Raw genomic sequence first — 12,488 nt, 5'->3', positions numbered from 1 at the left:
GCCGGCGCCGCGTTTTGCCACCTACGGCCCCGGCCATCCGCTAAGGTAAGGCTTAGTTAGGTAACCCTTACCGGGCGGCGGCTGTGGTGCGCCTCGGCAGATATCTCGATGTCGAGATAACTCTAGTACATAGCCGCCGCTCGGTCATGCCCAGGTGCCCCCATGGCCTCTCGCGGCGAAGGTCGAGTGATCGTTTGAGGCTGCCTGTCCGAGGGGGCGGCGGGGGTGCCCGTCCGCGCGTACGGCGATCCCGCGCCGAGCCGGTTTGACCTGGACTTCTTCGACAGTGGCCAACGTCGCCAGGACGATACCGACGAGCGGACCGCGGAAGCGTTCGCCCATGGGGTGTGTCAGTGGGTTCCGACACACCACCGGCGGCCGCACGCGGAAGAGCCGCCCCCTCCTGGGTTTCGCCGTCCCGCAGTCCCGGTTACGGCGTTTGATCATCCCGTGTCAGCCCCCTTGGCTAGGGTTTTACGAACGGTGACGCCAAGACGGGGTAGAAACGAGGAGATGGTGGCAGCCGACTACGAGTTCGACGTCTTCATAGCGTTCGCGCCGGAGGACTCAGGGACCCAACGAACTGTCAGACACATCCTGCACGAGGCGAACGTACGCACGGAAGCCGTCTACGGCGAGACCGCGCTGGACCTCGACCCCGAACGGATGGATCTCTGCCGCACCTTCCTCCTGCTCGCCACGCCGAGCTCCGACGCATCGAGGTACGTCCACGATCAGGTCGACTACTGGCGCAGGCACCGCGGCATGCGGTCCTTCCACATCCTCGACGTCCCGGGATCGCACGGGGCCACCAGGAGCCGGCCCGGCTTCCTGGGCGCCGGCCGATTCGGCCCACAGGACGAGAAACCCGCGGCGGTCTGGGAATTCGCCACCCTCCAGAGCCCGGAAGGTGTGAGAAAACTGGCCTCCGCGCTCACCACCGGAGGAATGCCCGGGCCGGAAGAGGCCACGCCGGGCGCCACACCTCGCTCAGCCCCCGGAACCCGCTCGCGGAAAGCGCGAACCCGTCTCGGCGCGCTGGCCGGCGTCCTTCTCCTGGCGCTGCTGACCATCGCCTGGATCAGCACCCGAAGCCTCCTCGAAAGCCACCGGGACAGCGGGCTGGGCCCCACCGACGCGCCCGCCGCGGTCGCCTCCATCGTCAGCGTCGGAACCGTCATCGGCGTACTCATCGGCGGCATCCTCGCCGGCCTCGCCAAGCTCATCCAAGCCCTCGGCCAGAAGGACGCCGACCTCGTCCGCGCGAAGGCGGAGCTGCTCCGAGCGGAAGCGGAGATGGTCCGCGCCACAAGAGGGCTCCCGCCGGCCGACGGTCCCGCCCCCATCGCCCTCCCCGCCCCTGACGATGCGGAACAGCCGGCCGGACAAACAGCCCTCTGAAGCCGGGACCGAGCTCTTTCCGACCTGCCGGGTTGTCGGAATCGGCTCACTGGCGACGCCGGGGCCGACCGGCACATGACGGCCCCCGACTCCTCGGGGCGGGAAAGACCGGCGCTCAACCGGACGACGTGACCGAGGACCGCTCGGCGAACCACTGCTCGGCACCGTAGGCCTCGAACCGCTCCACCTCGATGAACCCCAGCTTCTCCGCGAGGCGCATCGAGCGGACGTTGGCGGTCTGGGTGGCGAGCACCACCGGCTCACCGGGCACCGCACCGGCGAACCAGCCCAGCACAGCGGCGCACGCCTCGGCGGCGTACCCGTATCCCCACGCCTGCGGCAGGAAGAGGTAGCCGAGCTCGGCCTTCCCGGCGGCTCGGGGAAGGTGCCCCGAATCCCTGGTGAGCGTGACCTGGCCGATCATCGCCCCGGCGAGATCGACCACGAAGAGGCCGGAACGCCGTGCGGGCGCAGCGGGTATCGCGCGCTCCAGCTCGTCACGCGGCCGAGCGCCACCCAGATAAGCGCCCACCTCCGGCGAGGACAGCAACTCGACGAACGCCGGCCGGTCCCGGGGCTCGGGCTCGCGCAGCAGGAGCCGCTCGGTCGTGATCGGTGCGGGCGGCCAGGGGACGGATCCGAGTTCAGACATGGCGGGCAACCTATCGCAGGCACGCGAGAGCGGTCCGGGGAAAGGATGTGGAGGAGAAGGCCCGGATCGCGCATCCGTTCCGGACCGGCGACGGAGTCGCCGATAGAGTCCCGGTGAGTACGACATCACCGGGGGGCCTGATGACGGCAGCGGACGCACCACCGATCGTCTTCGTGCACGGGACACGCTTCAGCGCGGGACAGTGGAGTACCCAACTCGCCGCACTCCGGGAGGAATTCCCGGTGGCCGCCGTCGACCTGCCGGGCCACGGAACGCGCTCGGCCGAGCCCTGGAGCCTGAGCGCCGCGACCGAGGTCATCGCCTGCGCGGTGGACGCGCTCGGCCGCGGGCCGGCCCTGGTCGTCGGGCACTCGCTCGGCGGGTACGCCGCGCTGGAGTTCGCCCGGCGGCGTCCGGAGCAGTTGCGCGGACTGGTCCTCGCGGGCGCCAGCGCCTCCACCCGGGGGCCGTGGACGATGCCGTACCAGTGGGTCGCCGGGCTGGTTCCCCGCATACCGGCGGACCGGCTGGCCCGGTGGAACGACCGGCTGCTGCTGCGGCAGTACCCGAAGGAGGTGGTGGAGGCGACCGTCCGGTCCGGCTACGCCTTCCACACCCTGCCCGCCGCCTGGGGCGAGGTGCTGGGACGCTTCGACGCGGGAGCGATGCGCCATGTGGCGGCTCCGGCGCTGATCCTCAACGGCGAGAAGGACAGGGTCTTCCGGTCCGGCGAGGCGGACTTCGCCCGCGCGCACCCGGACGCCCGTGTCGAACTGATCCCCCGGGCCGGGCATCTCGCGAACTTCGACGCCCCGGACGCCTTCACCGACGCCGTCCGCCGCTTCGCCCGGCAGCTTCCGGGCGACGGCTGAGAGCGCCCGAGCGGATCGCTCCGGCGCCTCACCCCGTCCGGGTCAGTCGAGACAGAACTCGTTGCCCTCGACGTCCTGCATCACGAGGCAGGACTCGTTCTCCTCGTCGGCGACCAGCAGTTCCAGCCGCGTCGCCCCGAGCGGGAGCAGCCGCGCGCATTCGGCCTCCAGCGCGGCGACACGCTCCTCGCCCACCAGCCCGGTGCCGACCCGTACGTCGAGGTGCACCCGGTTCTTGACGACCTTGCCCTCGGGAACGCGCTGGAAGTACATCCGCGGGCCCACCCCGGCGGGGTCCTGGCAGACGGCTCCCGCGTCCCGCTTCTCGGGTGGCAGCGTGAGTTCGTACGCGTCCCACGTGGCGAACCCCTCCGGCACCGGCGGGAGGACGTACCCCAGCACCTCGCACCAGAAGCGGGCCACGCGCCAGGGCGACGCACAGTCGAAGGTGATCTGGACCTGTTTGATCGACGGCATCGGGCCACCCTAGCGGCGGACCGCTCGGAGAACCTCCGATTTCATCGTGCGGAGGGCCCGGCCCCGGTGCCTTTCGTCCTCCCGCCATTCTCCGTTCCGTCTGTCACCGGGAGGACGTACTGGCCCGCGAGACGCGCCAGATGCAGCGGGAGCGGGCGGGCCAGAGGCGGATAGTCGTCGTGGTACCGCAGCTGGTGGGCGAGCGTCGCCCACTCCGCCGGGCGGTCGGGCGCCTCGCCCTCGCGCCCGGTGTCCGCCAGCGCCTTCTCCGAGAGACAGCCGAGGACCGTGATCTCCAGCTGACCAGGGTTCCAGGCCGTCTTGGCGGGCGCCGAGCGGCCTTCCGCCGTGGGAACCAGCTTCATGAGGCCCTTGGGCCTCGCCGCCGTGTGCGGCGTGGCGGCTGTGCTGGCGAAGACCCGGCTCTCGTCGTCCATCGTTCCCCACACGCCCTCGGCGAAGCCGACCTTGCCCCGGTGGTCGTGCGCGTACCACTCCGGGACCTCTTCCCTCCCGTTCGCGTCCCGCACGAGCAGCATCCGCAGGTCGTTCCCGTAGGCCGCGAGCCGCTGGCCGGAGGCAGCCTCGAATCCGACGGTGTCCCGGACCAGCGAGCCGTTGCGCAGCTGCGGCCAGCACTGGCGGAGGTTGCCCGCGTCCGCCATGAGGAGCGTCGGGCGGTCGCGGAGCTGGAAGAGCAGGGTACGGATTTCTCGCTCGATTTCCACGGTCGGCCCGGCGGCCCGGGAGAGAAGCAGCAGCAGCTTCGGATAGGGCACCCACTCGGCACGCTCGGCGTCCCACCCCTCGATGACGCCGGGTCCGGCGTCGGGACGGACCCGCACGGCGACCAGGCGTCGGACGGGCCGGCGCGTGGGGCCCTTCCTCGTGTGGCGGACGAGCCAGAGCGCCGCGTACTGAAGATCGCCAGGGATTCCGGCCCCCACCCGATGCGCGGGTGGGCTGATCGCCCCGAGCTGGCGGAACGCGTCCAACCAGATCCACCGGGCACGGTGTTCCAGGGCGCCGTCGGGGTCGTCGGACACATTGAGGAACTGGCTGAGCCATCCCAGCCTCGCCCAGGCGAGGCGCAGCGCGTGTTTCGGGTCGGAGTCCGGGTGGGCGGCGAAGCGGTCCTTGCTTGCGATCTCCGCGATCACGACGCCGGCCTCACCCCGCGGTGAGGTCATCCGCTCCGACAGCAACGCACTACGCCCCTCCACGGCCTCGGCGAACCGGACAGCCTTCGGGCGGCTGCGGTCGCGGGAGACAGGCAGAGCGTCGACCAGCGGGCCGGCGGGCCGGGCGCTTACCCGGATGTCGACGCCCTCACACCGAACCCGCCAGGTGGCGTCGGCATCCTGGCCCACCTTCTCCGCGGGGGCAGCACCGATCAGTTTGGGCAGTTCAGCGAGGAGCGCGGTGGCGGTCTCCGGGGACTGCCAGAGGATCTCGACGTCCAGAGCCTGGCCTTTCAGGGATCGCGCCAGGGCCGCGCCACGCATCAGGGCCAGTCGCGCCTCCCGGACGCCCGGTGCCGCCCTGGGGCCCGAACGAGGAAGCAGCGAGGGGGTGTTGCTCCGCGTGACCCGCGTGAGGTCGGGGACACGACGCAGCACCGGGCTCAGCCCTTCCTCCACCCAGGCGTCCAGTTCCGCCCGCTCACGGGGCATCAGCCCGCCGCCGACCTTGTGCGGTCCGACCGCCGGGTGGTAGACGATGCCCGCCGCCACGTCCCCGCATCCGTTGATCCAGCGTTCCGGGTGGGCGAAGAGCTCCTCGGGTTCCGGGTAATGGCGCACGATGTCCAGGCCGGGGAGCAACAGAGCGGGACTGCGGCGGCGCCAGACCAGTTCCTTCTGGCGTCGGTCGTATCCGAGTGTGTTCACCACCAGCCGTTGTCCTCGGTCCGGTCCCCCCGGCCACGGCAGCGGGGCGTCCAAGAGGACCGTCGCCCCGCCGAGCGCGTGGGGGCGCACCTCCAGTTCCGTGGCCCAGCGACGCACCTGGCTGGAGACGTGGACACGGAATCGGGGGGCGAACGGCACCGTCTGGACCGTGATGTTCAGGCAGGCGGAGTAGTACCAGGTCCGCTTGTTCCGCTCGTACCGCTGGGGCGGCCAGGAGACGAGACGGGCCCCGCTCCCCGAGCTCTCCACCCGGAAGTGAAGAGTGGCGTCATTGGTACGAAACGGTCGGGCGGCCAATCGGAAAGCGACCCACTCCGGCAGCAGGCCGTAGAGGCGCGGAGCGGGTTCGGCAGTGCCTCCAGCCGATGTGACCGTCTCGGTGAGATCGATCCGCTCGGTCTGCCACTCGGGGAGCCTCATCGGAACAGTCGGGTCCGCCTCTGCCGCCAGCAGCCGCTCCTCCAGATCGGGACCGTCGTCGTCCTGCTGCTGGGACAGGCGCGTCGCCCAGGTACCGATCAGCGGGGCCAGCACATCCGGCGGCACCGTCTCCCTCGCGTAGAGCCACGGCAGGCTGCCGTCCGTGCCCGCGCGGCGGCCGGTGGCGATGACCCCGGGAGCCAGCGCCTGGAGCAGGAAGTTGAGCTGCCGCACCGGGAGCCGGTCGGGGCGGGCCCTGTCCCCGCCGGCTTCGGCGTGCATCCGGGTCAGTTCGGTGTGCAGGTCCTCGCCCAGCCGCAGTACGTGCGATTCCTCCTGCCACGGGCCGTTCAGCGGGTCGGGTTCATAGGCGGTGGAACGAATGGTCCGGTACACGGCTGCCTCCTAGTGAGAGGTGAGGTGTGGAGCTTCTCGAGTGCCCGCGGGCCGGGGAGGGTCGGTGAGCAGACGGGTGAGCATGCGTCGCAGCGGCTCGTACAGCGCGCGGGCGATGAACTGCTCCTCGGCCGACTTCGCGTCGCCCTCGAAGTACGGGTCCAGCACGTCGACGATGCTGTGCAGGAGGCTGGACTCGGGAGTGTCGGGCCGCTCCGGCGTCGCCGCGCGGTTGGGGGCGAAAGCCGCGTCCACGAAGACCACCCGGGCAGGCACGCCGCCGCGTACCAGCCGCCCGATGACCTGCCACATGAGGACCAGCATGTCCCAGGTGACCGGTGCCCGTTCGTCGTCGCCGAGGCGGCTCCAGGCCATCGACCGTGCGAGGACTTGGTACCAGCGCGAGCGGGCCAGCCGACGGACCTCGTCCGCACCATCCTCGATGCTGCGGGCCCCTCGCACCCAGGAGCTGAAGGTGCTCGTGGTGGTGGCGCGGACCATCCAGTCGTTGACGGCGTGGACCGCCAGGGACAGGTCGTCGGGGTGCGGGTTGGGCCGGGCCAGGAAGTAGACGGTGCCGATGGCGGCCTCGGCGTCGTCGTTGAGAATGTTGTGGCCCCGCTCGACTGCCAGCAGGGGCGCCACGAGGATCTCCGCCTCGATTTCGTTCAGGTGCTCCACGTCGCCCCGGCGCAGGGAGCGGGCGCGGTTCACCGAGGGCGCCTCGTCCTCGGGGGCGATCTCCTCGTCGTCCGACACCAGGCAGAAGACCTTGTCGCGCCAGCGCATGTTGAGGTTGTGCAAGGTGTCCGCGACCAGGCGGGCTTCGACGTAGCTGCCGACCAGCAGCAGGATGCGCCCCCTCTTCGCAGGTAGGGACAGCAGCTCACGCTCCAACGGCCCTCCTTCGGGGAGGTCGTGTTCTCCTTCGCCCAGGTACCGTGCGATACGGCGCAGCTTTTCGGGGCGGTCCTCGGGGACGCTGCCGGACATCCGCAGCTTCTCGTCACCGTCATCGATGAACTCGAACCGCATGTCGCTCTCGGCGGCGATGCGTTCGGTCACCTCCCGAGGCGGCTCGATGATGACACCGACCGGGACGCAGATGTGGTAGCGACTGGACTCGCCGGCCCAGCTGCTGCCGGACATCAGGAGCAGATGCGCACCGGGGCGACCGTCCACGGAAGCCAGATGGGGCAGCGCGCGCAGCAGTTCACGGCCGACGCCGCTGCACCTGAAGAAGGTCAGCTCCCCGCTGCGGACTCCGCCCTCGTCCTTGCCGGGGACCCTGAACTGGAATCCCAGCACATTGCCCATGGGCGCTTCGGGCACCATCGGCCCGTAGTCGAGCGGCCGACGGTACATCTGGTTGTAGCCCAGGTCGAGAGCTGACTCGACCCGCGGCCACATGGCGTTGATCATCGCGAGGCGGGGTTCGAGGGCGCTCAGCAGCAAGGTGAACTCGAACCGGACCGCCAGTTCCTTGTGCCAGTCCTCCGGACTCTTCGGCGGCTCGGTCTTCCTGGGTTCGCGGCCCTTGCGCGCGGCCTTTCCCCGTAACTCTTCCTTCCGCTCCCACTCGGCGAGTGCTACCTCGTGGTCCTGCCCGCGGGCAGCCATGTAGGCCGCGTCCAACTGGAAGACCTTGTCCATCACCTTGACCAGAGAGCGTCGGGTGTTCTCCGGATTGCCCGTGTGGAGAAGCTCGTTGAGCAGGACCGTCAGGTCGCCGAAGTCCTCGTCCGTCCTGCGGGCCCGGTCACCGAAGGGGTTGTCGCGGAACGCGTCGAGGCGTTTGCCCAGGGCCTCCCGGGGGGCGTGGTTCTCGTCCTCCGGGCCACCGCCGTCCGCCAGCGGATAGCGTTCGTCGAGCAGACCCAGTTGCAGGGTCCAGGCGCTGAAGTATCCCGTCCGGACCCAGCAGCGCAGGTCGTAGTCGGTGACGAGCATCGCGTACAGCCGGTCCGTCGCGGCCGTGGCGGTGTTGAGCGCGGCGGAAAAGGTCTGTACGTCCCCCTCGGACAGCTGTGTGCGCCCGCTAGCCGCGAGTTCCCGGATCTTGTGCCGGGTCAGTTCGTCGATGAGGCCCTTGTCCTCGTCGCTGGCGAGCACCGCCGCGGGCGCGAAGACCTGGTCGAGCTGCATCTGCACGCGGTCGGCCTCGTCCACGATCACCAGGTCGCTGCGGCGACAGGCGAGTTCGAGGTAGCGGATGCGTTCGCCGTTCTGCGGGCGGGGTGGCGAGGCGTCGATCAGACCGGCCGGTGTGGCGACCCAGATGTGCGCGTCGACCAGAGCGCGTGCCCCGTGGTGGCGGGGGCAGACAGACCAGTACGGGCAGGTGTTCAGCCGCTTCTGCCAGGGTGATTTCCCGTCCCCGCGCCTCGGGTCGGACGGCGGTCGCAGCCGGGAGCAAGGGGCCTCGCCGAAGGCGAGCGGCTCGACGGACGGGGCGGCGTCCTGTCGGTGGACGTTCAGCGTGCAGGAGGTGCCGAGATAGGCGAAGGCGGGGTCGTCGTGGGCGAGCAGTCGGTGTTCGCCCCGCCCGGCCAGCCGGCGATGCAGTCGCTGGGCGTGCCGCTCCCGGCCGGAGGATCCAAGAACCGGAGCGGCCGCGCCTTCGGTGTAGAGGTTGTATGTCTCGACCAGCTTGAGCACCTCCGCGACGTCGGAGACCACGACGGTGGTGCGCTTGCCGAGCTTCGCGAGGTGGACGGCGATGATGTCGCGCAGCGTGCTCTTGCCCGCGCCCACGATGCCGAGGAGGTGCTGGATGCTGTCGATGGTGAAGGTGAAGTCGTGGTCCTTGCGGAAAGCGCTCTTCACCTCGCCGGTGGCGTCGACCGGCTCTTTGACGGACATCTCGAAGTCTCCGAGCCGTTCCAGCCACCGCGGCGGCCTCCCCGACGCCCTGCCGTCGTGGACGGCTCGGGCGTGTACGGCGTCCATCTCCGCCGCGGTGCGCTCCAGGTCCTTTCTGGTGAAGACCAACGGCTCCCCGCCGCCGGCCGGAATCATGTCGAGGTCGTGGGCGATGACGGGGGTGCTGGGCACCACCGGCAGATGCACCTCCGCCAGGGAGCGGCTCACGGTGAACACGTGCGGCCCAGGACCCGCGACCGGCCGTCGCTTGCCCTCAAGCGGGGGTGCCGTCCGCAGCAGCCCGCCGTACACCTGAAAGCGGTCGCTCGCGACGGAGATCTCGCGGCGAACGGCCGGAGCCTCGGTGTCAGGCACGTCGTAGCCACGCGTCCGCGCGTCGAACTGCTGATAGCGGTCGAGCGCCTCGCGCCAAGTCCGGCCTCTGCGCAGGGTCCACAGCGAGTATCGGGCGACCCGCAGCGTCCGTTCCGCGTCCTGTGGCAGCGGTGCTCCGTACGCCTGCGCGAACCCGTATCCGCTGAAGAGCACCCACGCGCTGCCCGCCGGGGAGCCCGGCATCAGCTCCTGCTGGAGATACAGGCCGAGTTCCACCTGGCAGAACGCTTCCAGCGCGGGCTTGCGGAAAGACGGCCCCAGAAACGTCTGGAGGCCGCCGAGCACGTCGTTCAAGGGCGGGATGATGCTACGCATCGGCCTGGTCCTCTCCTCGGATGCCCGGTACGAGGCCGGTGGGGGTGGTCAGCACCATCCGCTCGCGGAGCGAAGCCGGCAGGCCGGAGGTGAAGCGGGCCCGGTATCCCGTGCGGTCGGCGAGCCGCTGGGGCACGACGACGAACGTCCGGTCCGCGGACGGTGGCGAGTGGGCGATACCGGCGGCGAGCAGGCCGGGTTCCAGACGATCGCGGATCCGTACTTCCACGGTTTCGTCGCCGGTCACCCGCAACCGGTAGGCGCCCAGCTCTCCCGATACGGAGGACCAGCCGATCCCGGCCGCTTCCAACCCGCTCAGGGCCGCTTCCTCGACGGCCTGCGGCAGGGCGAGGAACACGCGCAGCGAGCGCGGCTGTACCAGGGCGAGCTTCGGCTTTCTGATCAGTTCGAGGCCACCGTCGCGCGGACATTCCTCTCCCTCGCACCACGCCTCCTCGGCGGCCATGGGGCGGCCGGGGAGCGGAACGGTGCGATCGTGCGTGAGGGCCGGGAGCCCACACGTCGGACAGCGCAGGGCAACGTCGTCGACGTACAGAAACTCCGGCACGGGCCGGTAGAGGTCCCTGACTCTGGTCCACGCGTCGTTGTTCCAGCCCGCCTTGTTCCTGCGGACCGCGAAGCGGTCCTCCTGGTGGACGACGGGGTTGCGCGCCAGGAACCGGCGACACCGCCGGAACCGCTCGTCCGAACCACACCGGGCCACGAGTTCGTCGAGGAGGGTGCGTACCTCGGCGTCCGCTCCTGCGGTGTCACGGTGGGAAGCCACTTCCAGGCAGGTCCGCGTGGGCATCAGGCCGACGGGATGCACCAGCGTGGCGTCGGGAGCGACGAAGGAGGCCGAGACCCCGAAGAGGGGATCGGCTGCCGTACGGCTCCTGCACCACTCCCACATCTCCGGCAAGCTTCTCGGCGGCGTGTGCCCGATGTCGAGGCAGCGCGCCACCGTGCGGTCAAGCGCGCGTTGCGCGAAGCCCGGGTAGGGGAGGGTGAACGATCGTAGGCCCTGAATATCGGCCAACGCCGCTACTGTCCGAGCGAGTTCACAGAAGAGCTCGGTGCCCGCGTCTCCCGCCTCACGGGCCTCGGGCGGGTTGCCGCGGTACGCGGCCGTCGGCGCGTTCACGCGGCGGCCCCGGCGGCGGGCGCCTGATCGCACCAGCGTGCTACTTCGCACCGGCCGCAGGAACGCCCCGGGGAGGGAGCGTAGTCGTCGTCCCCGTGCCACGCGGTCACCATCGTCCGCACCACCTGTTCCGCCGTGTTCCGGTGGGTGGGGGCGAAAGGGTCGATGATTTCGAGGTCGGCCCCACCCGGGCGCAGCACCTCCAACTCGACCCGCGCCCGGTCGGGGCTGCCTCCCAGGTCGCCCCGTGCCACCAGCAGGACGGCCAGAGCCAGTTGGGGGTAGTGCTCCAGGAGCGAAGGGTTCGGACGGCGTTCGCTCGCCGAGGTCTTGGTCTCGCGCCACACCCACGAGTCCGCGTCGCGGTAGAGCAGATCGGGTTCCGCCAGCACCACGACGTCGGCGGCGCTGTCGTGCCGGACGACACGTGGCTCGGTTCGTACATCCGATCCGTCCCGGACGCACCGGAGCGGGCAGACCGCCGCGTGCCTGCGCAACAGCACTTCGCCCAGGGCGCGTTCGTGGTCGGGCAGATCGAAGCCGTCCGGGACCCACCGTTCGGGAACCCGCGTCGTGCACGGGCTGGGGACGCCGCGGCCGTGGCGATCGGCAAGGTAGGCGTGCACCGCCCGGCCGCGCTCGGCCGTCGCCTCCCGCTCGACGGCGTCCGCCGTCGGCAGCCGCAGCCGGCGCAGGTGGTCACGGGCGGGGCAGGCGCGGTAGTTGCGCCCGTTCGTCACCGACCACGTGCGGCGCGGACGGCCCGCCGACTCCGTTCCCAGCAGTCCGGGGGTCGAGCGCAGGGCCGGGCAGACACTCAAGTAGGAGCAGTCGACGCACGAAGAACCAGGCCGGTACTCCTGTCCGTTGAGGATTTCGGCCAATGCACCGGGCCCGTGTGCACGGTAGTGGGCGAGCGCCTCCGACCGGCTCCCGGCGAAAAGCTCTCGCGTACGACCATCGAGAAGTGCGAACTCGACGATCCGTACGTGCTCCGGCAGCGGCCCCGGAGCGCCCTCGGCCAGCACCAGAGCCGTGGCGGCGACGAAGCCCTCGGGCGGTGCTTCCGCGCCGATCCGGTGAACGGGCAGGCGGAGTTCACGGTGCTTCCCGTCCGAGGAGGCCAGGCAGCGACCCCAGACGGTGAACCGGAACTCCTCCAGGCGCCCGGCCTCCTGACCTGACGGCCGGTAGCGGTAGACCCACCGTTCGGCCACCTCGGTCAGTGGCCGCGACGAGTCGGCCGGGAAGGTGGCGTCGTACATGGCCAGGGCGTGGTCCGTCCAGACCCGGAGCCCGTCGTGGAGCGGTGCCGTACGCGATCGGCCCGGGTCGGCCGACGACGCGGCCGGCCCGTTGCGGGCGTCGCAGGCGGCCATGAAGGGGCCGAGGGTGAAGTGCTCCAGCCGCTCGCGGCGGCGAGCCTCAGGGGCGACGGGGCGGTAGCCGCGCGCCTTGAGCGCGTCGGCGGCCGGACAGCGGAATCCGCTCTTCTTGAACATGCCCGCGGAGACCGTGATGCACGGGGTGGTTCGGCGGACCCCGTCAGGGGGAAGCCAGGGTTGCGACATTTCCTGATCCTTTTCTACGGTCACAGACATTCACCTTTCTCGAACAATTTTTTCGGTCTGGCTCTTTCGGCG

General features: G+C 70.5%; 8 protein-coding genes. 2 read left to right on the top strand and 6 right to left on the bottom strand.

Annotated features, from left to right (window positions below; genetic code table 11):
- The first annotated feature begins 513 nt into the window (after positions 1-513).
- On the top strand, positions 514-1,401 hold the full coding sequence (locus ACSMXR_RS29645) for a hypothetical protein (protein ID WP_473170288.1): 888 nt from the start codon (positions 514-516) through the stop codon (positions 1,399-1,401).
- A 115-nt stretch (positions 1,402-1,516) separates the two neighbouring features.
- Here the strand turns inward: ACSMXR_RS29645 and ACSMXR_RS29640 are convergent, their stop codons facing one another.
- Positions 1,517-2,053 carry a GNAT family N-acetyltransferase gene (locus ACSMXR_RS29640; RefSeq protein WP_473170287.1) on the bottom strand — a complete coding sequence of 179 codons (537 nt, stop codon included), beginning with the start codon at positions 2,051-2,053 and terminating at the stop codon, positions 1,517-1,519.
- A 140-nt stretch (positions 2,054-2,193) separates the two neighbouring features.
- Between ACSMXR_RS29640 and ACSMXR_RS29635 the strand changes: the two genes are divergently transcribed.
- Positions 2,194-2,925 carry an alpha/beta fold hydrolase gene (locus ACSMXR_RS29635; RefSeq protein ID WP_473170286.1) on the top strand — a complete coding sequence of 244 codons (732 nt, stop codon included), beginning with the start codon at positions 2,194-2,196 and terminating at the stop codon, positions 2,923-2,925.
- A gap of 42 nt (positions 2,926-2,967) precedes the next feature.
- Here the strand turns inward: ACSMXR_RS29635 and ACSMXR_RS29630 are convergent, their stop codons facing one another.
- Genes ACSMXR_RS29630 through ACSMXR_RS29610 form a run of 5 tightly spaced genes read right to left on the bottom strand, consistent with a single transcriptional unit; the run spans position 2,968 to position 12,416 of the window.
- Positions 2,968-3,402: a VOC family protein gene (locus ACSMXR_RS29630; protein WP_137230476.1), complete on the bottom strand. Its 435-nt coding sequence runs from the start codon at positions 3,400-3,402 to the stop codon at positions 2,968-2,970.
- 41 nt (positions 3,403-3,443) lie between these two features.
- Positions 3,444-6,128, bottom strand: a complete 2,685-nt coding sequence (locus tag ACSMXR_RS29625; RefSeq protein ID WP_473170285.1) for a pPIWI_RE module domain-containing protein — start codon at positions 6,126-6,128, stop codon at positions 3,444-3,446.
- Positions 6,129-6,137: 9 nt separating this feature from the next.
- A complete protein-coding gene (locus ACSMXR_RS29620; RefSeq protein ID WP_473170284.1) occupies positions 6,138-9,701 on the bottom strand; it encodes a pPIWI_RE_Z domain-containing protein in 3,564 nt (1,187 codons plus the stop codon).
- The gene (locus tag ACSMXR_RS29615; RefSeq protein WP_473170283.1) at positions 9,694-10,845 is read right to left on the bottom strand and encodes a pPIWI_RE_Y domain-containing protein; all 1,152 of its coding nucleotides are present in this window, start codon (positions 10,843-10,845) and stop codon (positions 9,694-9,696) included. The genes ACSMXR_RS29620 and ACSMXR_RS29615 overlap by 8 nt, the downstream gene beginning before the upstream one ends.
- Positions 10,842-12,416, bottom strand: coding sequence for a PD-(D/E)XK nuclease family protein (locus ACSMXR_RS29610; RefSeq protein ID WP_473170282.1), 1,575 nt, complete (start codon positions 12,414-12,416; stop codon positions 10,842-10,844). The genes ACSMXR_RS29615 and ACSMXR_RS29610 overlap by 4 nt, the downstream gene beginning before the upstream one ends.
- Positions 12,417-12,488: the final 72 nt, after the last annotated feature.

Source organism: Streptomyces sp. DSM 106670 (assembly GCF_055792845.1).
This window is presented reverse-complemented; position numbering and strand designations above follow the sequence as displayed.